At 45.5% G+C, this 25150-nt stretch carries 19 protein-coding genes; 5 read left to right on the top strand and 14 right to left on the bottom strand.

Going from position 1 to position 25150, the window contains the following annotated elements; genetic code table 11:
• Nucleotides 1-82: 82 nt before the first annotated feature.
• From LOZ80_RS08265 to LOZ80_RS08235, 7 genes are all read right to left on the bottom strand, one after another.
• Entirely contained in the window at nt 83-1258 is a 1176-nt protein-coding gene (locus tag LOZ80_RS08265; protein ID WP_238170980.1) for a sugar ABC transporter permease, read from the bottom strand.
• Between the two features lie 11 nt (nt 1259-1269).
• The gene (locus LOZ80_RS08260; protein ID WP_238170979.1) at nt 1270-2790 is read right to left on the bottom strand and encodes a sugar ABC transporter ATP-binding protein; all 1521 of its coding nucleotides are present in this window, start codon (nt 2788-2790) and stop codon (nt 1270-1272) included.
• Nucleotides 2791-2887: 97 nt separating this feature from the next.
• The gene (locus LOZ80_RS08255) at nt 2888-3985 is read right to left on the bottom strand and encodes a sugar ABC transporter substrate-binding protein (RefSeq protein ID WP_238170978.1); all 1098 of its coding nucleotides are present in this window, start codon (nt 3983-3985) and stop codon (nt 2888-2890) included.
• Between the two features lie 119 nt (nt 3986-4104).
• Nucleotides 4105-5217, bottom strand: a complete 1113-nt coding sequence (gene xylF / locus LOZ80_RS08250; protein WP_443147056.1) for a D-xylose ABC transporter substrate-binding protein — start codon at nt 5215-5217, stop codon at nt 4105-4107.
• A gap of 23 nt (nt 5218-5240) precedes the next feature.
• Nucleotides 5241-6779, bottom strand: coding sequence for a response regulator (locus tag LOZ80_RS08245; protein ID WP_238170976.1), 1539 nt, complete (start codon nt 6777-6779; stop codon nt 5241-5243).
• Entirely contained in the window at nt 6776-8215 is a 1440-nt protein-coding gene (locus tag LOZ80_RS08240) for a sensor histidine kinase (protein WP_238170975.1), read from the bottom strand. Before LOZ80_RS08240 ends, LOZ80_RS08245 begins: the two co-directional genes overlap by 4 nt.
• Nucleotides 8196-9194 (bottom strand): substrate-binding domain-containing protein, encoded by a 999-nt coding sequence (locus tag LOZ80_RS08235; protein WP_238170974.1) that lies wholly within the window; start codon nt 9192-9194, stop codon nt 8196-8198. Before LOZ80_RS08235 ends, LOZ80_RS08240 begins: the two co-directional genes overlap by 20 nt.
• Before the next feature lie 231 nt (nt 9195-9425).
• Between LOZ80_RS08235 and LOZ80_RS08230 the strand changes: the two genes are divergently transcribed.
• Nucleotides 9426-9797, top strand: coding sequence for a DUF3992 domain-containing protein (locus LOZ80_RS08230; protein ID WP_238170973.1), 372 nt, complete (start codon nt 9426-9428; stop codon nt 9795-9797).
• 27 nt (nt 9798-9824) lie between these two features.
• A complete protein-coding gene (locus LOZ80_RS08225; RefSeq protein ID WP_238170972.1) occupies nt 9825-10166 on the top strand; it encodes a DUF3992 domain-containing protein in 342 nt (113 codons plus the stop codon).
• Nucleotides 10167-10213: 47 nt separating this feature from the next.
• Here LOZ80_RS08225 and LOZ80_RS08220 read toward each other — a convergent pair whose 3' ends face one another.
• Nucleotides 10214-10783, bottom strand: coding sequence for an S-Ena type endospore appendage (locus LOZ80_RS08220; RefSeq protein ID WP_238170971.1), 570 nt, complete (start codon nt 10781-10783; stop codon nt 10214-10216).
• Between the two features lie 143 nt (nt 10784-10926).
• A complete protein-coding gene (locus LOZ80_RS08215) occupies nt 10927-12243 on the bottom strand; it encodes a hypothetical protein (RefSeq protein ID WP_238170970.1) in 1317 nt (438 codons plus the stop codon).
• Nucleotides 12244-12615: 372 nt separating this feature from the next.
• Here LOZ80_RS08215 and LOZ80_RS08210 point away from each other — a divergent pair, with 372 nt between their 5' ends.
• The 3 genes from LOZ80_RS08210 to LOZ80_RS08200 are packed head-to-tail and all read left to right on the top strand — an operon-like array spanning nt 12616 to nt 16618.
• Nucleotides 12616-13062 (top strand): MarR family winged helix-turn-helix transcriptional regulator, encoded by a 447-nt coding sequence (locus LOZ80_RS08210; protein WP_238170969.1) that lies wholly within the window; start codon nt 12616-12618, stop codon nt 13060-13062.
• Between the two features lie 33 nt (nt 13063-13095).
• Nucleotides 13096-14853 carry an ABC transporter ATP-binding protein gene (locus LOZ80_RS08205; RefSeq protein WP_238170968.1) on the top strand — a complete coding sequence of 586 codons (1758 nt, stop codon included), beginning with the start codon at nt 13096-13098 and terminating at the stop codon, nt 14851-14853.
• Nucleotides 14846-16618, top strand: coding sequence for an ABC transporter ATP-binding protein (locus LOZ80_RS08200; RefSeq protein WP_238170967.1), 1773 nt, complete (start codon nt 14846-14848; stop codon nt 16616-16618). The genes LOZ80_RS08205 and LOZ80_RS08200 overlap by 8 nt, the downstream gene beginning before the upstream one ends.
• A gap of 143 nt (nt 16619-16761) precedes the next feature.
• Here the strand turns inward: LOZ80_RS08200 and LOZ80_RS08195 are convergent, their stop codons facing one another.
• The 5 genes from LOZ80_RS08195 to LOZ80_RS08175 all read right to left on the bottom strand — a co-directional run bounded on the left by LOZ80_RS08195 (nt 16762) and on the right by LOZ80_RS08175 (nt 24584).
• Nucleotides 16762-18321, bottom strand: coding sequence for a histidine kinase N-terminal 7TM domain-containing diguanylate cyclase (locus tag LOZ80_RS08195; RefSeq protein WP_238170966.1), 1560 nt, complete (start codon nt 18319-18321; stop codon nt 16762-16764).
• 42 nt (nt 18322-18363) lie between these two features.
• A complete protein-coding gene (locus tag LOZ80_RS08190) occupies nt 18364-21339 on the bottom strand; it encodes a hybrid sensor histidine kinase/response regulator (RefSeq protein ID WP_238170965.1) in 2976 nt (991 codons plus the stop codon).
• 223 nt (nt 21340-21562) lie between these two features.
• Nucleotides 21563-23221, bottom strand: coding sequence for an AraC family transcriptional regulator (locus LOZ80_RS08185; RefSeq protein ID WP_238170964.1), 1659 nt, complete (start codon nt 23219-23221; stop codon nt 21563-21565).
• Between the two features lie 8 nt (nt 23222-23229).
• A complete protein-coding gene (locus LOZ80_RS08180) occupies nt 23230-24204 on the bottom strand; it encodes an ABC transporter substrate-binding protein (protein WP_238170963.1) in 975 nt (324 codons plus the stop codon).
• Nucleotides 24205-24386: 182 nt separating this feature from the next.
• Nucleotides 24387-24584 carry a hypothetical protein gene (locus LOZ80_RS08175; protein WP_238170962.1) on the bottom strand — a complete coding sequence of 66 codons (198 nt, stop codon included), beginning with the start codon at nt 24582-24584 and terminating at the stop codon, nt 24387-24389.
• Nucleotides 24585-25150 lie beyond the last annotated feature (566 nt).

Here is a 25150-nt window from a genome sequence, read left to right as displayed (position 1 = left end):
AGGCGAAAAGTACACCATATCCAAAAAAAAGAAGACGCCCTCAACGGGCAGTCTTCTTTCCCTCATTCCAATCCCCCACAACTCAGGCTCTCTTTTTCCGCGTAACGACATCGAAAATAACAGCAATAGCCAGCACCGCGCCACGGATCATATACTGGTACGAGATCCCGATCCCGAGTAAATTCATCCCGCTGGATAACGACGCCATGACGATCGCTCCGATAATCGAGCCTGTCACTTTACCAACGCCGCCTGCGGCTGAAACCCCACCCACATAGGCGGCTGCAATGGCATCTAGTTCAAATAAAGTGCCTGCTGTCGTCGTAGCCGATTGCAACCTGGCTGTGAACAGAATCCCCGATAAGGCCGAAAGCATCCCCATCGAACCAAACACGATGTACGTAATCTTCTTCACACTGATCCCGCTTAAATTCGCTGCTTCCGGGTTGCTGCCTACGGCATAAATATGTCGTCCTAATACCGTCGAACTGGTCAGAAAGTGGTACACAACCACGACCAGCAAAACAACAATTACCGTCCAAGAAAATCCATTGTACCCAGCGAGAATCCAAGTAATATACGCAATAATTGCCGAAACAAAAATTAGTTTGACCGCAAAAATAGGTTTGGAAATAACCTCAAATTGATACTTGAGCTTACTCCTGCGCTTGGATAATTCGCTGTACAAATAAATGACAATGATCACAGCACCCACGATGAGCGAAAGCAAATTTAATCCATTCACTTTAGCGATAGCTGGAATAAATCCGTTGCCGATTGCATTGAAATGATCATCTTTAATAATAATCGTACCCGTTTTTTCCGTTACACGCAGCAAAGCGCCTCTAAAAATCAGCATCCCCGCCAAGGAAGCGACAAAGGACGGAATCCCGAATTGAGCGACCAATAAACCATTGAATAAACCAACAACAATACCAAGAACGAGAATAATAGGTATCGTCAAGTAAAATGGAACTCCTGCCTGTGTCAGTAGCACCGCAGTAATCGCCCCTAGAAATCCCGCTGCAAAACCAACGGATAGATCAATATGGCGAATGACAATAACAAGCGTCATCCCTACTGCCAGTACAGCAATATAGCCTGTAGCATCAATTAAATTGCTGATGTTGCGTGATGACATGAATAATCCATCCGTCATAATGGAGAAGGTTGCCATAATAATAAATAAGGCTATATACATCCCATAATCCCGAATATTATGTTTGATCAAAGATTTTGCTTCCTGATAAAATGGCACGGGTCTTCCTCCTAATGCGTAGCAAGCTTCATTATGGTTTCTTGATCAGCTTCTTCAATCGATAGCTCGCCTGTTATTTTCCCTTCAGCCATGACATAGACACGATCACTCATTCCTAATACTTCCGTCAACTCCGACGAAATCATGATGATGCTCATGCCTTCGCTAATCAGCTTATTCATTATTGTATAAATTTCAAATTTAGCACCAACGTCAATTCCACGTGTAGGTTCATCCAGAATAAGCAAGCTAGGATTAACAAATAACCATTTGCCCAGCGACACTTTTTGCTGATTCCCTCCGCTCAAATGACCAACGGTTTGTTCGATCGAGGACGCTTTAACATTCAAAGATTGTTTATAATGATTAGCGATTTTCACTTCTTCATTATTGTTAATAACACCCTGTGAAGAAATTGCGTTCAAATTGGCTACAGACATATTTTGCTTAATATCCTGAATTAGAAATAAGCCATCCCCTTTGCGATCCTCGGTCACATAGGCGATCCCGGAATCGATAGCATCCCTTGGATGTTTGAACACTTTTTTCACACCATCTTGGTAAAGATCCCCATGCAGCTTATACGCTTTGGGGTTGCCAAAAATACTTTGTGCCAGTTCAGTCCGACCCGAACCCATTAACCCCGCAATACCTACAATCTCACCTTTGTTAACGTGCATGTGAACGTCTTTCACAACTTCTCTGCCCAGCTGAACATCGTAGGCAGTCCAATTATGAATAGCTAGAAGGGGATCGCCAATCTGTTTATTTGCTCTTTTCGGATAGATATCCTCGATTTCACGGCCGACCATGTTTTTGATAATCACACTTTCGGAAATTTCCCCTTTGGAAGCATCCAAGGTACAAATTGTCTGACCATCACGCAGAACGGTCACTCTATCCGCAATGGCTATAACCTCTTTCAGCTTGTGAGAAATCATAATACTAGTAATCCCTTGATGCTTGAGCTCTCTCAAAAGCTCCAGCAAGTTTTCACTCTCGGTTTCATTCAGCGCTGCGGTTGGCTCATCCAAGATGAGCAGTTTGACCTTCTTGCTTAAAGCCTTGGCGATTTCAATTAGCTGTTGTTTGCCAACGCCCAAATCTTTGACCAGCACTTCAGGACTAACAGTGAGCTTCACTTTCCTCAGCATTTCTTTGGATTGAAGTATCGTTTGATTCCAGTCCACCAACAGGCCTTTCCTCACTTCATTCCCGGCATAAATATTTTCATAAACAGTAAGATCGGGAAACAGGGCTAACTCCTGATAAATGATAGCAATGCCTGCCTGAACACTGTCACTGATTCTGGAGAACTGCTGCACGTTGCCCTCAAAGACGATATCCCCCGAGTAAGTACCATGGGGATAGACGCCGCTCAGCACTTTCATCAACGTCGATTTTCCCGCGCCATTTTCGCCGATCAAGCAGTGAATTTCACCGGTGCTCACCTTAAAATCAACATGCGAGAGTGCTTTGACACCTGTGAATTCTTTGGAAATCTGCTTCATTTCTAATATCCATTCATTCATAATCACACAACGCCCCTTAACAAAAAACAACGCATGAAATAGAGGAATAGTGATAGATGTGTCTATCACTATCCGTCCAACCTATGTTTGTTTGTGATTATAGACCTTTAAAATCACTGGCTTGGTAGTAACCGGAATCAATAAGTGCAGATTTAACATTGCTTTTCTCAACAACAATCACGTTCGTTTGTTTCGCTTTTACATCAATCTTACCGTTCTTGTAGGAGCCCGTCGTTTCTGGTGGTTTACCGTCCAGGATGGAAACTGCCATGCCCATAGCATCTTTCACTAGTGTACGAACATCTTTGAAAACCGTCATCGATTGTTTGCTGTCAATAATGTACTGAATGGAAGCTTTCTCCGCATCTTGACCTGTCACGAAGAAACTCGTGATCGCTTTATCTGTTGCGAATACATCCGCAATGGAGCGAGCTGTCCCGTCATTTGGCGCCAAAATCGCGACATCGCCTTTTTTATCCGCAGAAGCAGCAGTCAAATGGGTTTGAGCTTTGTTCTTTGCTTCGTTCGCATCCCAGTTCGTTGTCACCTGACCAATGATTTTGCTTAATTGATCACGGCTGAGTTCAGCAGTAGATTGCAGGGTCACAGCTTCGCTGGAGTTCGCAACTTTGAACGTGCCGTCAGCAATTTTTGGTTGAAGCACTGACCAAGCGCCTTGGAAGAACAAGAATGCGTTGTTATCAGAGGCTGCGCCAGCATACAAGTACAGAGGTTGGCCTTTGCCTTTGGCATGATCCACCAAATATTTAGCTTGTGCTTTACCTACAGCGACGCTGTCGAATGTAACATAGTAGTTAACGGCATCCGTATTCGTAATCAAGCGGTCATAAGAAATGACCTGGATACCGGCTTTTTTGGCTGCTTCAACAGAAGCTGCGGCTGCGTCACCGTCTTGTGGACAAATAATGAGAACCTTGATTCCTTTGGCAATCAAAGCATCCACGTTTTCCTTTTCTTTCGCGGAAGAACCTTGGCTGAACAAAATTTCGGTCGTATATTTCGTACCGTTTAACGCATCTTTGAATCTTTGCTCATCCTGAACCCATCTAGGTTCATCTTTCGTTGGCAAAACAATACCTACACTCACTTTGCTGCTCGACCCGCACGCTGCTGCTACAATGGTAAACAACAGGATGACTACCAGTAGAGAAATCGCTTTCAAACTGCTTTTCATTCGGTTACCCCTCTCATTTGTTTTGGCTTCACGCCAATTACATGATGAGTATATCACCCGAAATCACCTTTGATTGCGACAAATGATAGCACTTTCATTCATATTTCTAGATTATTTTGTCATTTGATATTTTCTGACTTCACGTTCTTATAAACCTCGGCTTTCTTGTGAAAGCCGTCAGCAATAATCGTGTCATCGATATTAAATTTATCAACGGCAATTGGTTCAAGCAGGATCGATGGCACATCCATTTTCTTATTGTTGACTTTTCTATCTGCCTGAATGTTTTCTCCCCTAGCCATACGTACCGCAAGTTCCGCCGCTTTTTCAGCTAATTTGGCTATCGGTTTGTAAACAGTCATCGTTTGAGTCCCTTCAACGATGCGCTGGGCAGCAGCCAGTTCTGCATCCTGCCCGGACACAGGGATTATGCCTGCCAGATGCTCGGCAGCCAACGCTTGAATAACCCCGCCAGCGGTCGCATCATTTGCCGCTACAACCGCATCAATCTGGTTGCGGTTCGCTCGAAGTGCGGTTTCCATATTCGCCAGAGCATTCGCAGGCTTCCATTCCTTCGTTGATTGATCAAACACGATATGAATATCGCCTTTCTCAATAAGCGGCTTTAGAATAGCCATTTGGCCATTTTTGAACATATGAGCATTATTATCTGTATCTGCGCCTTCGATCAGCACATAGTTCCCTTTCGGGGCCTTGGCAACAATCGCCTTCGCTTGCAGTTCCCCCGCCTTCTCATTATCAAAAGAGACATAGAGATCAACATCCGAATTGACGATTAAACGATCGTAAGACATCACTTTGATTCCTGCTTTATGCGCTTTATCCACAATAGCCGCCGAAACTTCGGCATTATGTGGAACGACCACCAGAACGTCGACTCCCTGTGAGATCATGTTCTCGGCCTGGGCTATTTGCTTCGCATCATCTCCATTCGCAGCTTGCACTTCAATCTCCGCACCAAGCCTTTCTACAGCTGCTTTAAACAAATCTCTATCTTTTAGCCATCGCTCTTCAAGAAGCGTATCAATCGATAAGCCGACCACCACTTTTTTGTTTTTCAAATCCATTACAGTGGATACAACCCTAGGTTCGGCAGTCTCCTTACAGTTTTCGATGGATGATGAGTTGTCTTGGAAAATCGAACATGCCGACAGCGAGAGTGCCAGTAAGCCAACTAAACTAAGGAGTCCACGCCATTTCCACCTGGTTATCAGAATAAACCTCTCCTTCGCAGCTAGATCTGCTTTTTCTTCGTAGGTCTGAGCAGCAGTTTACGATACTCTGTCGGAGAGCAGCCAACAAGCTTCTTAAATACTCGGCTAAAATAATTGGGATCGTTGTACCCAACTTCAAATGTGATCTCCTTGAGACTTTTATCGGACTCTTGCATGAGCTGTTTAGCCGTTTCAATGCGATATTCGGTAAGAAAGTCAATATAATTCATGCCATAATTCTCTTTGAACAACTTGCTGACATAGAAAGGGTTTCGATTCACAGCAGCTGCAATTCTTTCCAGGGAAAGATCCTCATGGGCATGTTGTTGGATAAATTGTTTGATAGTTACGAGCATATCGGACTCTACTTGCTCAACTTGAAATAAGCCGTTTAACAAGATGCGGGTCTCCGCTTTCAACTGCCTATAGTTGGATGCATAATAAGGAAAATAGGGCTTGCCGACTTCAATTCCCATTTCCTGCAGCATGTTAGTCACAATAATCAACACTTCGAAAATGCGCTGCTGCGCCATTCCGACCTGTTGGCCACTCCCTTCGAAGACATCCATGATGATAGCTAGCTTATCACTGGCCAATTCCCAGTTGCCGCGCCGTACTTCTTCAAGTACGTTTTTCTCCATCTCAAGTGCCCGGCTGCCGATCTCCACTTTGTCCTGTGGAGGCAAATCTTCGTACAAACAATAATGGGATGGCCAAGACGTATCGAGAGAGGCATGCAGCGCTTCCTGATAAGAACGGCGCATATCCCTTAAATTCTGGCAAACCCCGCCAATCCCGATGAACAAGCTGGATGTTTCGCTCTTATGAAAAGCTTGAATTAATTTCCTTGCTATCCCAACGGCTTGTGCGCGGTAGGTCATCGCTCCATCCAGAAAAACAATGAGCTGAACTTGTTTGCCAGACATTTTACCAACCCAGCACGGGATATTGAATTCCTGCAGCTGTTGGATGAAATATGCGTACAGCTCTGATGATGATAAAAGCACATGCATGACGAATCCATCCCGCACACTGGGGTGATCCAACAAAACGATCATTTCATTCACATCGGAGTAATGGACATCATCAAATAACAAATGCTCTACAATGTCCGCTTCTACCATCGGCATCATCATTTGCATCCGCTGCTTATCCATACTTCTGTCTGCATGCTCAATCCTGGCATTCTTAATCTCAGTGGCTACTCGCCCAATCGTTTCAAGGACAACTGAAATTCGGCTAGGTTTAAGCAGGTAATCATACACTCCCAATCTTATCGCCTGCTGAGCAAACTCAAACGTGTCGAACGCTGTCACAATGATAAATGCAATCCTATGGTGATCTTCCTTTATTTTCTCAATGGCTTCAAGCCCGTTCATGCCTGGCATTTTAATATCCATCGTAATCAAATCCGGCTGAAGCCTCTCTGCTGCTGCTATCGCTTCTCTCCCGTTGGATGCCTGACCCACTACCTCGATATCGAGTGAACCCTCCTCAATGATTTGTTGCAGCGCGATGCGTTCGATCGGTTCATCATCCACGATCAACAGACGAATCATATCTTTTGCCCCCTTGGCAGCCTTAATGTGATGCACGTCCCCATACCAATCTGGGATCCAATTTCAATAATATCTTCTACACCATAAAATAATTGCAGCCGGTGGATAACATTCCAGATGCCAATTCCGGTTGAATGCCCTTTATAATTCGCATTTTCTGGCTGTGTTAAAAGCCGCTTCAATTGCTCAGGCTCCATGCCTTGCCCCGTATCTTGGATTTGCACAATGACGCAATCCCCTTGATCCTTTACGCGAAAAGTTAGTGTCCCGCCTTCTTCTGCCGGTTCGATCGCATAAATAAAAGCATTTTCTGCAAGCGGTTGCAAAATAAGAATCGGCAGCTCTATGTAAAGGGCTTGATCGTCAATTTCTTTCACGACACGAAGCCGATCTCCGAATCGCGCTTTTTGAATCGTCAAGTATTCATCCAGAACCTCCAACTCATCCTTTAACGATACTTTGCTGTCTAATTTTCGAAGATTGTATCTAAGCATGCCAGCTACCGAGCTAATTAACTCGCTTGTCTTCCCTGCCCCTGCCAAATAGGCCTCCTTAGACAGCATGTTTAACGTATTAAAAAGAAAATGAGGATTAATTTGACTTTGCAAGCTCTTCAGCTCGCTTTCTTTCAGCATCAACTTGTGTTTATGAAGGTCATACTCCAATTGGGCCTTACTCTGAATATCATCGATTAAAGTGCCAATTTTCAACCTCATGCTATCTAGCGTTTTAGCTAAAAAGGTCATTTCATCATTATTGTTGATCACAATGGGATTCTTGAAATTCCCTCGCGATAATTCACGAGCAGCCTGTGTCAATCTTAACAAGGGCTGCGTTACACTGTTAACAAATCGATAAGAAAACAGCAGCAGCAGCAAGGATACCAAAGCTAATGTCCAAAAACCCATTTTTTTAATATCATCACTGCGCTTAATTATGTTGCGATAGAAAGCATCATAGGTGTTCTGTTCGCCGCTGATCAAAGTCAAAGTCGCATCCGAAATATATTTGGAAATGTGAGTTGCTTCATCAAATGCTTTGGCTGCATTCTCCTCATCATTATCCTTCTGGAATCGCACCGCCAGATCCATCGCTTCCGACTGACTTTCGAGCATATGCTGAAGATTATCGAGCGGCAATCTATTGCTTAAGTTGCGCAGCCAATTTAAATCTGACTTTGTCCTAAGCAGAGCTTTGTTTGCACTGTCGTACTGGTTCAGGCTTTCAAGTGTAGGAGACATACGAACTTTATTCAAGGAGGTCAATGATTGCTGACTTAACTGCGAGGCTTGGTTCATCTGCATATAGCGCTGTAAAATTTCGTTGTATTTTTCCACGGTTCGTTGGTTGTAAATGCTCATAGAGAGCCAAATAATCGCCATAATGATCCAAATCAGGATCGACAGCATCATCATTTTACTGCGTATGGTTTTCAAGGGCTGACTCCTTTTCACTGGCGGATGTAACCACACTGATCGTCGTGAAATAACTGCTATTCAGAGGAAGTTCAGCAGCATCCAGCCATCGTCTCATCAGTTTGACACTTAAACTCCCCATTTCTTCATAGTGTTGAGAAAGCCCTGCCTGAATTTGGCCATTCCTGAGCAGCAACCTCGTTTGCGGAGAATCATCAAAAAGAAAGATCTGATATTGTTTGGTCTGAGAACGCGCATGCGCCGCTTGCACAATACTGTTTCCAGATTCTGTGGGCAATCCAATAAAGGCACTAACCTTGGGATAATGATTTAAGATATCGTACGTTTGCATATTAGGCTGTGTAATTTCATGGTCATCAGCGGCAAATACCATCTGAATTCCTTCATATTTACTGAATACTTCACCCAAACCCTTCAATCGCATATCATCCATAGTTGGCGTTGTCATATTACGGATCACCCCGACTATTCCCTGGCCTTTCAGTTTGGCAGCAATATGCTCTCCTATCAGAATACCTTCCTGATAATGGTCTGAACCAATATACGTTTTGCGCAGGCTGCTTGGCGCATCGGAATTAATCGTAATCACCGGTATCCCTTTGGCGGTCGCTTTCTTCACCATGCGATCGAACTCTGGATGATCCAAGCCTTCGACGATAATCCCGCTCACTTTGGAAGCGATTGCAATGTCAAGCTGCTTGATTAACTCTTCAACATTCGATCGATATACGCCCCAAAAATCAATCAACATTAGATTCGTTTCAGCGGCATCACGCGCACCTTTTTGAACGTCATTCATCATGAAACTACCCTGCTCTTGCGAAATAATAACGACGCGGTCCGAGTGTTCGTTAGGCAATGGTTTTACCGCTGACATCATGCCCGATTCGCTTTGCAAAATCATTAGCAAATAATACAGAGAATAGGCCAGCGTAAAGCAGCTGCTGAGAATGATGGCAATAACGATCAATTTTTTCATGCGTTCTCCACGTTAAATGACATGACTACTATCTAGTATATACCTAAAACAAAGTAATTAGGTGTTACATAATCTATGACTTTTAGTTGAATTTTTCTATATGTACGCGTTCAGACAACAAAAATCCCAGCCAACAAACTTAAAAAAATATAAATATCAGGCGTTTGTCCAAGCGAGCAGGTTGCTGCCTGCATTAAATAGTTTAGAAACTAACAATAGGAGGTATTTGCAATGGCTTGTAATTCAACTTCAAGCGCTTTGACTTGTTGCTCAGATAAAAATTACGTCCAAGATAAGGTTTGTACACCTTGGAGCGGTACCGTTGTTGCTGCAGATATACTCATAGTCGCCTTCACTAATAACTTGAATCAGAATATTGTGGGAACCGGATATTTGCAGTACGACGTAGGACCAGCAAGTATTACACTTGATTTCCTGGATAGCGCGGGTAATCCGATCAATGCCACCCTTACTCTTGCACCTGGCACTAGTCTCGCTTTTACTTACCGAAGATTCAGTGTTATTCAGATCACACTCCCGGCAGCAACTGCTGGCACATATCAAGGAGAGTTCTGTATTACAACTCGTTACCCAATCCAATAATAAGCCAATTAGGAGGGAAATTCGCTTATGTGTCATACAGCTACAGACCTGAGTTGTTGCACGGAAAAAATTATTGTACAAGATAAAGTTTGTACGAATTGGCAATTGGTTGCTGCTGGTACCCAAACACTCTTTACTGATAACATTTCTCAGATAATCACAGGCACTGGTTATGTAAAATCTGAAATAGGTACAGGAACGATCACTGTCAATTTCCTAAGATCAGGTGTCGTAGCTCCGATTCAAACAATAACCATTCCTGCAGGCGGAAGTTCATCTTTTAGCGTTGCAAGATTCAATACAATTTCTGTTACAACAACAGCTGCGGCACAGGGTGAATTCTGCATCACAGTACGTTACAACCTATAACTACAGAGTCTAAAAGCTAGACATTTCTATGATTTATTAAGAATTGGCTAGCCATTTTTTATTATTTGCAATGTCGTTGAAATCACGTATTTTCCTTCCACATAAGACAATTCATTACCTTGTGTAACAATTTTTACGGAAGTAATGCCTTTTCCGATCAAATTGGTTGTACTGCCGGGTGGAACGAACATGGTTTTCCTCGTTTCCCCTTCAACTTCTACTTCCAGTGCTTCTGAACTATTTGAATTTGAGAAAATACTGATTTGCACAACACTCATATTTGCATCTACATCATTCTCCCATATAATAAATCCAGGTTGCTTCCCTTGGAGCATTATATTGCCGCAGCATTCTTTATCCACCACCGTGCTGATCTGAGACTTCCCAGGATCGACAGGATCAACCGGATTGACCGGATCAACGGGTCTAAAGCACGGTGGACTTAAATAGCAATTTCGATTTCGTTTTTTTATGTGCATCCGTTTGGGAGGACACGGATATACAGGAAAAACGGGTCTCCTTGGCTCCTGTTTTTCGCAACGCTTCTTCTTAGGGATGCAGCAGCATTTCCGTTTCTTTTTAGGTTTACAGGAGGATTTTGCTTCCAGAACGATCATAAAGGCAATTATTTTCTTCTTCGTCTTGCATGTTCGATTTTGCAGCTCGTTCCCTCCTCATGTAAAACCACGTTTTCGAACCTCACTTCTATTAAATGAAATTACTGATCACATGGTCATACATAATTCAGATTTATTTCAACTTATGTCAGCTCGTGCATGGACCATACGACGCCATTTGTTGAACCATTCCCCACATTGAGCGAAATTGTCAAACCGTTAGCAACGTAGAAAAGTCCAATAACATCACCTGCTGTGAGCGTAACCTCACCTGCCAGTGTAACAGCACCATTTCCAAGAACAGCCCTTAAAGTCAATAAGAGCGCAATATTTACATTGAGAATAGGTAAAAGTCCATTAATTAAACTAGTTGCAGTTGGCGATGTTCTTTGAACAGCAAAGTAAGGATTGATTCCAGCACCAAGATTTACTGTCAGAGCAGTTGTGGTGGAATAGTTGACCGTTGCTAAAATCGAATATCTTCCCGTCACTGGAACGGTGAAATTCCCTGTCACTGCATTAAAAGCGGCATTGCCAAAATACGGATTCGCAACTGACCAATTCGAAAGCTGCGAGCTCGTCGCAATGGTAAGATTAGACAAAAAAGCCGAAAATCCAACAGCCGCAAAGTTAGGCCCCGTTTCTCCAGTTGCTCCTGTTGCTCCCGTTGCACCTGTAGCTCCTGTTGCCCCCGTCACACCCGTCGTCCCTGTTGCTCCCGCCGTTCCTGTCGCTCCCGTCGCCCCTGTCACTCCCGTTACTCCCGTTACTCCCGTTACACCCGTCGTCCCTGTTGCTCCCGTCACTCCCGTCACTCCCGTTGCTCCCGTTGCACCTGTTGCTCCCGCTCCCGTCACTCCCGTCGTCCCTGTCGCTCCCGTTGCACCCGTCACTCCCGTCGCCCCTGTCACTCCCGTTGCACCCGCCGCTCCCGTTACTCCCGTCGCCCCTGTCGCTCCCGTTACTCCCGTTGCTCCCGTTGCCCCTGTTGCTCCCGTCGTCCCTGTCGCTCCCGTTGCACCCGTCACTCCCGTCGCCCCTGTCGCTCCCGTTGCACCCGTCACTCCCGTTGCACCCGTAGCACCCGTCGCCCCTGTCGCTCCCGTCGCCCCTGTCGTCCCCGTCACTCCCGTTGCTCCCGTCGCCCCTGTCGCTCCCGTTACTCCCGTTGCACCCGCCGCTCCCGTTGCACCCGTCGCCCCTGTCGCTCCCGTTTCCCCCGTAGCTCCTGCTACTCCCGTTGCACCCGTCGCCCCTGTCGCTCCCGTCGCACCCGTCACTCCCGCCGTCCCTGTTGCTCCCGTCGCTCCCGTCACTCCTGTCACTCCCGTTACTCCCGTTGCACCCGCCGCTCCCGTCACTCCCGTCGCCCCTGTTACTCCCGTTGCACCCGTCCCCCCTGTCGCCCCCGTCGCCCCAGTCGCACCCATTGGCCCTGTTGGTCCAGTTGGCCCAGTCACTCCTGTTTTCTTCGTGATGCCATCACAACTTAAACTTCCTGAACAGGAGCAATGACTAGTAGAGCAGCCGCACGATAACCTACTATATTTTGAAAAGCTCACAATAACTAGCCCCTTTCTTCTTCACGGAATAGCTCCTATTCTCTTCTTGGATATCACTCCATGCCTGCTTAAACTAACTCTATTACTAGTAAATGAAATTTCCGTCCCCATTGCTTGTACGCTAGCCTTTTCTGAAAATAAAATTTTACAACGCTCTGCTCTTCCTCATCATTTTCATTGGAAAACCATACATAAATCTTGTATTGACAGCATGCATCAAGCACTCTAATATATTATTTAGCCGACTAACTAAAAAAGGAGTTGCCTATCATGTCCCAACAACCTCAAAATGAACCCTTAACACACCTGATGTCCCATTTGCTGAAAATGCACCGCCGAACCATTGATCAAATTATTCATTCCTATGATGTATATCCAGGGCAGCCGCCTCTTCTGCTAAGCTTGTCCGTTGAAGACGGCCTAAGCCAAAGCGAGCTCGCTGCACGTATTCACAACAAACCCGCTACCCTGACGGTCATGGTTGATCGAATGGAAAAGACAGGATTAGTCGAACGTCGACCCGATCCGCATGATCAGCGTGTCACACGCGTTTACTTAACCGATAAAGGACGGGAAGTAACCGTACATGTCAAAGAAGCCATTCAGGCCACGGATGAGCAAACATTTGCCCACTTTCTGCCTGAAGAGCTGCTATTATTTCGCCGACTTCTGCTTCAAATGCAAGATAATTTGCGTCTCAAAGATTCACAAAATTAGTTAGCCGACAAACAAAAGAAAGGAACTCTTTCGATGTGGAAACTAAAATCATTTGTTAAACCTTACTGGCTGATCACCCTGATGGCTCCACTTTTGATGATTATGGAAGTCTGCATGGATCTGACGCAGCCTCGGCTGATGGCAGCAATCGTGAATCAAGGAGTTAGCCAAGGAAATTTGGCATTCGTATGGTCGACAGGCCTTCAGATGCTTGGCGTCGCCCTTGTTGGACTAGTAGGTGGCGTCGGCTGTACATATTTCACAGTCAAAGCGGCGCAAAACTTCGGCTCTGATCTCCGGCTAAGCATTTTCCAGAAAGTCCAAACGTTCTCCTTCCGCCAACTGGACACATTCTCAACTGGATCATTAATAACCCGCCTAACTGGCGATGTGATGCAAATGCTCAATTTACTGCTCATGCTGCTGCGTCAATTTACGAGGGAATTCTCTCTACTTATTGGCAGTATCCTAATGTCTATCGTCATTTCTCCCAAGCTGTCCTTGATTCTGCTCCTAGTTATTCCCGTTCAATTCGTCATTCTGTTTGTGCTGATGAAGCGTTCTACACCTCTGTTTCGCAAGATGCAGCAGCGTTTGGACAAAGTGAACACAGTGATGCAAGAAAGTACGACAGGTATTCGTGTTATCAAAGCTTTCGTTCGGGCAGCCTTCGAGCGAAGCCGTTTCTCCAAAGCTAATACTGCCTTGTTGGAATCCAGTCTTGGTTCTGCTAGGGCGCTCGCCACAAGCGGTCCTTTAATGACACTAATTTTGAATATCAGCATTGTCGCTGTAATCTGGTTCGGTGCCGGTCAGACGTGGCATGGGGAGATGGCCATAGGTGACTTAGCCGCATTCATCATCTATATCACGCAAGTTTTATATTCTTTGGTCTCGATCAGCAATACGCTTATGGTCATTTCACGTGCTCAAGTCTCGGCTGAGCGGATCTGTGAAGTACTAGAAACAGCACCGGATATGAATGAACCTGTTCATGACGGAAATAAACATAACCAAGTCTCGGCCTCTGCTTCACTAGGCTGCGAACTGGAATTTGAACATGTTTCTTTCGCTTACGATGCTGTACCGCACCAACCCGTTCTTCAAGACATCTCATTTAAAGCATTGCCTGGTCAAACCATTGGTATTTTGGGAGCGACGGGTTCTGGGAAATCAACACTTGTCAGTTTAATTCCTCGACTTTATGACACAACCAAGGGGCGTATTCTCCTTAATGGCATAGATGTGCGTGATATGCCCGTTGAGCAGCTGCGCAGTCAAATCGGCATCGTGCTTCAACAGTCGATTTTGTTTAGTGGGACGATTCGGGACAACATTCGATTCGGGAAGCCGAACGCTTCTGAGGAGGAAGTTGCAACAGCCGCACAAGCAGCAGAAGCCGATGAGTTTATTCGCAAGCTGCCTGAAGGTTATGAAGCAATGCTCGGACAACGCGGTGTCAATCTCTCCGGAGGGCAAAAACAGCGTATCGCTATCGCACGAGCTTTGTTGATGCGTTCTCCACTTCTAGTGCTTGATGACAGTACCAGCGCAATTGACCTTGGTACTGAAAGGCGCATTCAGCGATCTCTTGCGCATTTAATGGCAGGCAGCACAAGAATCATCATCGCCCAACGCATCTCGTCGGTCATGCACGCTGATCAAATTCTTGTTTTTGATGAAGGACGCATCGCAGCCCAAGGCACGCATGACGAGCTCCTGGCATCAAGCCCGATCTACCAAGATATTTATCGTTCCCAACAGAGAAAGGAGACTGCCCTTCATGGCTAATAAACCTGCGCGCAAACCGCGCGCCAAGCATACAGGCGCTACTCTTCTCCGTATGTGGGGATATCTCCGGCATCAACGTGCTGGAATAGTCACAGTTGCTGTTCTCACGATTCTTGGCAGCGGCCTCGCCCTGCTCGGTCCTTATCTAATCGGCGTAGCCATCGACGATTACATTCTCCCGAGGAATGCAGACGGACTAGTCCGTCTTTGTTTCCTGCTGCTTGGCAGTTATTTGATGATTGGAGCCGCTTCATGGATTCAATCTTATGTCATGGCTGGTGTTTCGCAACGAACGGTTTGGGAGATGCGACAGGATCTTTTTCAACATTTGCACCAACTTCCAGTAAGCTACTTTGATCAGACCTCTCATGGGGAGCTAATGAGCCGTACAACCAATGACGTGGATAATGTCTCAACAACTCTCAGTCAGAATGTCACACAAATCATTACCAGCATCATTACCATTGCAGGCTCTTTCGTGATGATGCTTACTTTGAACATCTGGCTAACTCTGATATCCCTGATGACTGTTCCAATCGTCCTATTCACTACTAGGCAAATTACGAAACGCACACAGCGATTGTTCAAAGAGCAGCAGCAGCGGCTTGGTCAGCTCAACGGCTTAATCGAGGAAACCATTTCCGGGCAAAAGGTGGTCAAAACATTCCGCCGCGAAGCCGCTTCGGTCGAGCAGCTCCATACGATCAATGAGCAATTGCGCGTTGCTGGCACAGGTGCGCAGCAGCTTTCCGGCATGATGGGGCCAAGCATGAATATGATTAATCATTTCAGCTTCATACTCTTGGCTGCTGTCGGTGGTTGGATGGTTCTGCAAGGCTGGACGATGGTCGGCGTTATTATTAGTTTTTTGAATTATTCCAAACAATTCAGCCGTCCAATCAATGATTTGGCAAATCAGTATAATATGATTCAAGCCGGCGTTGCCGGAGCGGAACGCGTATTTGAGGTCATGGATAACCCAACGGAATATGAAGCAGATTCTGGTGCGGCCTTGTTAAGCGATGTGAAAGGTGAAGTCATTTTTCAGAACGTTTCGTTTCGCTACACGGATGAAGTGCCCACACTGAAGGCGATTTCCTTCACAGCTCAACCAGGCGATTTGATCGCTCTAGTCGGGCCGACTGGCGCCGGCAAAACGACGATCATCAACTTATTGACGCGCTTCTATGACATCAACGCGGGAAGCATTACGATCGATGGCCGCGACATTCGCGATCTCAACAAGGACAGCCTCCGCAGCCGTCTGGGCATTGTGCTGCAGGATGTCTACTTGTTCTCGGATACCGTCCGAGAAAATATCCGTTTCGGCCGGCTCGACGCGACGGACGAAGAAGTCGAGGCCGCCGCGAAACTGGCCAACGCGGACGGGTTCATCAGCAAGCTGCCTAACGGCTTTGACACGAAGTTGACCGCTGATGGCGGCAACCTTAGTCAAGGCCAGCGGCAGCTGTTAACGATCGCGAGGGCGATTCTCGCCGATCCCGCGATACTTGTTCTCGACGAAGCGACAAGCGCTGTCGATACGCGCACGGAACTGCACATCCAACAGGCGATGAGCCTTCTAATGAAAGGGCGAACGAGCTTCGTCATCGCCCACCGCCTCAGCACAATACGCGAAGCTAGTGCGATTCTGGTCATCCGAGGCGGAGAAATCGTAGAGCGCGGCACCCATGATGAATTATTGGCTCAGGAAGGGCATTACTACGACTTGTATGCCAATCAATTCAGCCAGAAGACCAGCTAAACTTACAGGGATTTCTTCTGCAACAAGCATGACATAACGGGTCATCTGGGATTTGCATGATTGTGCTCGATGTGGAATAAGCATGGGATACACGCAAAAGAGGGCTGCCGCAGGGCAACCCTCTTTTTCAATTCAAATATTTGCTATTCATTGTGGAAAGACCGAACCTGATTACGTCCTGCTCGCTTCGCTTGATACAGCGCCATATCTGCGTCTCGGAGGAGTGCCTCCAAGGTATCTCCGCTATCTCCCCGCGCAGCCAGTCCAAAACTAGCCGTGATAACAATACTGCCAAAGGTGCTGCTTAAGGGAGTGTTTGCAAGTAGTGAGCGAATGCGTTCAGCCAACTCAGCGGTCTCATTCAGAGAATAAGAAGCCATAATGAAAACAAATTCTTCACCGCCATATCTCCCGAACAGAACATCCGGGTCAAGGGCTTCTCGCGCTAAACGAACCACATGCTGAATGGCGCGGTCGCCTGTTTCATGACCATAAGTATCATTGATATTTTTGAAATGGTCGATATCAAATAGAACGATAGCTACTGGAATCTTAGTCTGAGCCGCTTCATCCAGCAGCAGCTTGCTGCGATGGATAAACTCAGTGCGATTCAACAACTTTGTCAGACCGTCATAATAGGCTAACTGCTTTAATTGGTCCTGGAGCAGCCTCTGCTCCGTCACATCGATGAACATCAGCAAGCTGCCCAAGCTTTCGCCACTGCGGCCGCGCACAATGGATGAGCGAACCTGATAATAGCACGGCAGCCCACCGGCAGCCCGCCAAACAATCTCGCCTTGCTTAGTGCCATCTAGTAAGACAACAGCTGGAAAATCTGTACCTGTCAAGCGAATCCACGCTTCATCCAGTGTTAATCCAATTAAATCCAGCGTTAAATTAGGCACCATTTTATGGATAGCGCCATTAAAATCAATCAAACGATTGGCATAATCCATTACGATTACGCCTTCTTGCATACTTTCGAAGATGCTTTCTTTGGCGATGGGGACAATCGTCATGACCCGTGTGGACACCATTGCCCAAATATACACGGCAGAGGTTACGCATAAAACAAGCGGAACAGGATCAATGCTGTAGGGTGTCAAGCCCATTAAATAAACAAATGCCGAAACCATCGGCAGAAATTGTCCGATGATCAGAATGACCAACTGCAATCGATGTGCTTTCTTCGTCTTCGCCCATTTACGGATGAGGAGGACCACGGCAGCAAGCATGCATCCGAACGTATAGGCCCCATGAACAATGTACCATTGCCCAATTTCAATATCTGTCATAGGCATCGTTGTATCATTGCGAAAGAAAATTGTTTTATAGAACAAATGATGATAATCGTTCGTTGCCACCATCACGAATGTGATGACAGGAATAATAAAAAATGCAGCTACCATGGTGCGTGTAAGCTTTTTGCCAATATACTGCAGAACCAGAATTAACCCCAATGCCGGTGCGGCAGAAATACCGATATATTCAACAATCGTCCATCCTTTGATTTGTTCAATCGTCGCGCTTGCCATTTCGAACGAAACAGCGAAAATATAGATTGCTTGCGTTGCTGTGTATAAGACGAAGGTTAATGCCCCTGGAATTTCTGAACGCTTGATTAGGGCATATAAACACAGGAATGAAGTAAACACACCTGATGTTGCGACAAGCGATATTAACATGGTGATAGAAGGCTCCATAATTAGCACTCCATGAGTCATAGTTTAACATTGAGGGGAAAGTTACTTCAGGACAAGAAAGGAAACGACAGTTCCCAGACCAGGTTGACTTTGAATTCGCAGCCCTTGCCCATACATTTGTTTCAAGCGTCGATCGACATTAAGAAGCCCAATGCCCTGTCTGCCATCCAGCTGTCGTTCGAAGATGCGTTGCACCGTTTCTTCATCCATGCCACTCCCGTTATCAGCAACAGTAATCTCTGCACGATCTTGTTGGTTTTTAATCCCGATAGTGATCTTGCCGCCTTTGGATCGGCTCATGATGCCATGCCTGACGGCATTTTCCACCAAGGGTTGGATCGACAAAGGCGGGATTTTAAGATTTAGATCCGCATCGATTTCCCAAATAACCTCTAGTCTGTGTTCGAATCGCTGCTTTTCAATGTATAAATAAGAGCGAACGAATTCAAGCTCACGATCAATTAGAACGAGCCGATCAGAATTTTTAAAATCAAAGCTCGACCTCAAATAATTACTGAATTCGTTCAGAAGAAGGTGCATTTTGGACAGATCGATCTCACTAAGTGCAGCAATGGAATTCAACGAATTAAACAAGAAATGCGGCTTAATCTGTGCTTGCAGCCAGGCAGCTTCCATGAGCAGCCTTGCGTTAACAGAACGATTCAAATTAATGAGCGCATTCACTCGCGTCTTCAGTTCCGTTGCGTCCGCTGGTTTCGTCACGTAATCATTTGCCCCTGACTGGAAGCCAGCAGCAATATCTTCCGGTCTGTTACGAGCTGTAAGCAGCAGAATCGGCAGCTCTGACATCGAAAAACGTTCCCGAATTATTCGCGTTAATTCATAACCTGACATATGAGGCATCATGATATCCGTAATCACTAAATCCCAATTTCTAGTTTCCAATTGCGCCAAGGCATCCTTGCCGCTAGTTACTGCAGCTATTTCGAATGATTCAGAATCGAGGATATGTCCTAGTATTTTTAAATTTAGCGTGTCATCGTCTACGACCAATAAGGCTGGTTTCTCTTTACGAACCGTTGCCACAGATTCAAACACCGGACTAACTGCTGCGCTTGCGGCGGCAGTTTCAGCATAAACCGGCGATTTAAATTCCGCCTTCGTCTGAACAGACAGGCTAGCAAGCGGCAGCGTGAATGTAAACTTTGAGCCTTGACCAAGGAATGAAACGGCTTCAAGAGTTCCATTATGCAATTCAACCAGTTGTCTACAAATACTCAGCCCGAGTCCAATGCCACCACCTGGAGAAGCCGTTAGACTGGAATCACCCTGCTCGTAAGGCTCAAATATCCGCTGTCTCGTCTCCTCGTCCATCCCAATGCCTGTATCCTCCATGCTGATGTAAACCCTCATATCCTGGACATATCCAGATATGGTTATGTCGCCATCATTCGTAAATTTGATCGCATTATGCAGGAGATTAAACAAAATTTGGATAAGCCGGTCCTCATCAGCCATAACAGGCGGAAAGTTGTCAGCCAGGGTATTGTTCAATCGAATCGGTTTGCCTTCCAACATATAACGAAGCATGTCAATTACACCTGAAACAACCGTTTGCACCTGTAGACTTTTCACATGCAACCGCACATTGTCTTCTTTGAGAAGCGTTAAATCGATCAGATCATTCAGCATAAACGACATACGCCGACCTACAGTAAGAATCAATTCCAGATTTTTGACATTGTTCTCACTTAGAGAATGTTTATCACTGTCTAGAACAATCTGCGTCATATTCAGCATACCGTGAAGCGGATTGCGCAATTCATGCGAAGTGTTCGCCAAGAAATCATCTTTCTGTTTATCGGCTCTTTGCAGCTCTTTGGACAATTTATCCGTTTGGGCATACGTATGTATATACCTTTTAAACCAGTAAGACACGAATGCCAAAAAGGACACAACCAAATCAACAGGATAATAAAAAATTTCCACCCATCCCGCATCTTTGACGATTCCCCATATAATATTGTTCGCGAGCGCCGCCGCACCGAGTACTAAAGCAACCGCATCGGTATTGCTCTTCATCGCCGTACGCAGTGTAATGATGGGGACAATAAAAAAGGAAAGTAACACAAAGCCTATGATTTCACCAAATGCTGGTTGGACATATTGAACCGGGGCTAGAAGAATATAGACAGCAACTAAGACGCCAACGATGGAATACCAGCGAAATAGGCTTACATGCAAGTATTCCGTTAACAGCCTTTTCGTAAATTCAAGCATAAAAACAGCAGCGCCCAAAAAAATTAATAATTGAATTTTCACAATCCAATCATAATGAAGCGGCAGCCAGACCATCAACAACAAATCGTCAGATACTAATACCCATAGAGTTGAGAAAATAATAGCTCCAGCGAAAAACAACAATACCCGTTGACGCACTCCCATAAAATACAAAATGAAAGCATACACGGCATGGAGCAAAAAGGTTGTACAAACCATCAACTGCAAGATGATAGCCAACCGTGTCTCATAATTTACAGCCTGCTGGGTGCCGAAAGTAATTGAAGAATGGATACCGCCAACAAGTGCAGTTTCATAGTTCGAAACTTGAATGACGATATCGATTTGGGCTCCATCTTCCATAAAAGCAGCAGAGTAAGGTACATTTCGAGCAATATAGTCATTATCGTTTTGTCCAGGCTGCCCTGATTGTGCCAGTAGTTTCCCGTTTACATACAAAGCAGAAGCTGATGGAATATTAAACAATCGCATGCCATATGATTGACCTTCCCGAGGATCCACGAGGACGCGAAGATGATACGTTCCAAATCCATGAGATGAACGACCTTCCACGGACAGTGATTTCTTCCAGTCTCCGGGTACCTGAATGAACGCATACTCTATGCCAGATGTGTCAGTATCCCGATTAGCCTCTTTGATCAATGCATTCGGATAGAACTCCCATTCTCCATCCAATTTAAGTGCACGTGTCTGCGTCAAGTCCATCCCCCGCAAATCCAGTTGACCTCGGATTGCAACAGGCTGTTGTGGTGGCATAAACACAAAAATCCAGACGATTCGAACTGCGATCAGCAAGAACAGGAAAATACCGGTGTTTAGTAATACTTTTCGTTTAGTTTGCATAATCGTTTGTATTTCGACAATAACTGCAACTATTCCTTCCAGTATACGCCAAAAATAAAGGAGCTAAGCAGAACAAGCCGCTTAACCCCTTTTACATTTTACCCAACGAATGGAGTCTGTCCGATATCAGCAATAGTCACTTTTCGGACATACTCTTTTTTGGCGTTTGACAAACAGCAGCTATCTGCTGCAAAAAACGCTCATGATTGAAAGCCGTATGCTCGTTCCAAGGTGATTCTAGACCCGTAAATCCTGAAGTGAGATACACTTGATTATTCTTCACTGCTTGTAATCCGCTCCAAGCTGCCAATTTGGAAATACGCTGCCAGGTGGACTGAGAGATAGCATCCCTTGGCACATTCACAATGAGACGGTCTGCTGCGTAGTCTGCCAATTCGCAAGCTTCAATGTCCTTGGTCCATTCTATCTGATCTAACTGATGCCCATAGGCAAGTTGGAGATCATCATACAAGACAGTCCCCGCGCGGCGTCCCCAAAGGATCAAACGCTCATAGTAGACCACGACCAGCAGTACTTTATCATCTTGGATAGTTAACTTCAGGGATTCCCTCAAGCTTGCCGCTTTTTCATCATATTGTTTCAGCCATTTTGCAGCATCCTTCGTTCTGTTCACCAGGTCTGCGATTTGCAGCAGATGCTTGCGCCAGGTTTGATCCCAGGACAAGAAAAGCACAGGCGTTATTAGTTCCAATCTCTCCTGCTCATCCACTTTGATCCAATCATCAATCCCCAGAATGAGGTCAGGCTTTGACTGCTGCAGCGCTTCGCGATTGAACTCGTAGTGATGACTTAGCGGCACGGTAACGTCAAACGAATATTTACTCCGATAGTAATCGGTCCAATAATGATCCATAGGAGCCGCATAAGGTATGATTTGCAAAGCCAGCAGCTGACCGAAATTGACCCAACTGTAAGCAGCAATTTTCAATGTCCTGTTTTTCAAATAAACGGCTGGCGCGACGCCCATATGCTTCTTGAACAAATTGCTGAAGTACGTTTCATTCTTATACCCGACGCGAAATGCTATTTCCCTGAGCGAAAGGTCCGGCTGATCTCTCATCAACTGCTTCGCTTCATTCAGCCGCAGTTCAGTCACATATTCAATGACACCTTTACCGAATTTCTCTTTAAATAGACGCATGAAATGAAAGCGGCTGAGCCCAGCGGTCGCCGTCAATTGTTCGATTGTGATCTCTTCTGCGAAGTCACGTTCCAGCACCCACTTGGCATATTCAAGCGCCATCGCTGTTTTGTGTTCCTCATTTTTCAGCACAAGTCCCATGAATTCATAGAACCCAGCTTCACTGCTAAATCGATCTGCCAAGCTGCCATTACGCCAATTCATCCAAATCAATCGACACAAAGGGAGAACGACAGAAGCATTTAAAAGAGTAGCTTCGCCTTCCCCCGGAAAAGGATTTATGTGCAGCAGTTTCGTTGACTGCTCGTGTGACGTTTGCGCCATCTCAATGGCCCTAAACCGCATGATAATGAGCCCTTGCTCTTCGGCATGCAGCCCCGCTTCAATCAACTGACCCGGTCTGCCAATGAAGACAGCACCGGGACGCAGCTGGAAATAATGGCCATTGACCACGAGACGCCCTTCACTTGTTTCGGATACGATAAACATGAGGGAATCGGATTCTATGAAATCCCGTTCCACCGGCCATTTCATTTGCTTGTCTGTCAAGCGATCAACGGAAATTAATTTGAACCATAGTTTGGAAAATTGATCCTCATAGTCTGCATAGGTGATGGATTGTTCCTGTGTCATAGTCCGAATTATTTCACAAGCGCTTTGAGAACATCATCGATAACCAATTTGTTCGCAATCGCGTTTTGATTGAACCAGTGACCGGAATCCACCTCATACACATGCCCTTGTTTTACCGCAGGCAGTTGCTGCCATAGCGGGTTGTCCACAGGTGGTTTCGCTCGTCCTTTACCAGACAGCACGAAGATATAATCCACATCGTCCAGTTGAGCCAACGTTTCCAAGGAATACGTCTCATAATCCCCTTTGAGCAATTTCGGCTGCTTGAAGCCAATACCTTGATACAGCAATTTCCCGCTGTAGAAATTAGCCCCGAACAACTTGAAGCCTTTTTCATTGGCTGATTGGAAGAGTACGGCTGATTTATCACCTACAGCTGCGCGGATTTTATCCTTCGATTCACTTATTTGTTGATCGTATTTCTTAAGCGCTTGTTCCGCTTCGCTTGTTTTGCCTAGCACTTCGCCAAGCTTCGTCAAATTACCGCGCCAATCATTCTCATCATTGGATAGCACATAAGTAGGAGCCACTTTGGAAAACTCCTCGTAGGTCCCGTTTTTCATATAGTTGGGAGAAACGAGTATAATTAAATCTGGATTGTGGCTCAAAGCTTGCTCCGGTTTCAATCCACCTGTCATATCCAAAATGGGTACGCCTTTCAAAACATTTTGCAAATATTGCTGTGGTTCACCCGCTGCCGACCATTGGGCTGCCGGTTTCACGCCAATCGCTGTTAATGAATCTTCCAAGAATGGTGCAATAACATTTTTCGGCTGCGCTGGGATTTTCACTTCATGCCCCATTGCATCCTTCAGTATACGTTCTTTCGGTGCAACAGCTGCAGTCGCATGTGCAGTTGGCTGTGCTGAAGCAGTAGCAGTTCCCCCTTGTTTGGTATCGTTTCCGGCTCCACAGCCAGCAAGAATAACCGTTGTTAACATACAAACGACAGCTAGACCCACCCATTTTCTTGATCGTTTCATTTCTATCTCCCCTTAGATGATACTGATAATCATTATCGATATAAGGAGTATATAGGAAACAACTCTTTTTGTGAATACTTAATAATGCTGACTTTTCTTGCAATCACAGCACAATCGTGCAAGAATCCTGCTTTCGTCCCTCGAAACTTGATGCAAATCTTCCCGAAATAAGAACCCTTAGCCTAGTAATGCAGAGCTTCTAGCGATTCATCGAAAGATACGCGATCAATCGCAGGTCTGAGTTGATTCTCCACAATCGACTTAATCATCGATTCGAACATTTCGCGGCTGCCGACGTTTATGGCTTGAAGACGTGCTTTTCGCTGGATCCCTGGAATAGTATCCAATCCCTCCACACGGTCGGTAACCTGAGAGGCCACCGAACTCAATAACCTTTATTCAGCCTAAATCGCTCATTCTTAAAATCCAATGAATTCCAGATGTGCTATTTCTAGCAAACAACCATCTTTCCACCTAAAATCTGTTCGCTAGCGCCAACTCAATTCATTAAATCTCCAAAGCAGCCATTTTCTCGTCATTCTGGCGTGCTAAGCAAAACGGCTTGCCGCCCCTTTAATTAGCGAAAAAACCTATTGAGGGAACTATGGGACGCTATTTCGACAAATAGTAGAGATTCTGCCGCGATAGCGGAACTACAGGGTCTTATTTCCACGAAAAGAGGCAAATTTCCCTTGAAAAAGCAATTTAGCGCACTGTAGTTCCCTCACCCTCACAAAAATATCGCTTTTCACCAAAATAGCGTACTGTAGTTCCCTAACCTCGCTATAGTAACACTTTTTGCTATAATACACTCTGTAGTTCCCTCCCTCTCCGTGAGGCTGCTGGGGTAACTCCCCGATCACTCCACAACATATTAATTCATTTAAATGTGCGGTAGGCTTCGCTTACCCTAACACCTAAACATATGAATGGTTGCATATCAAAA

Origin of the sequence: Paenibacillus sp. HWE-109 (assembly GCF_022163125.1) — a bacterium.
Lineage (GTDB): Bacteria > Bacillota > Bacilli > Paenibacillales > NBRC-103111 > Paenibacillus_E.
The sequence above is the reverse complement of the archived record's forward strand: the minus strand, read 5'-3'. Positions and strand labels throughout refer to the sequence as shown.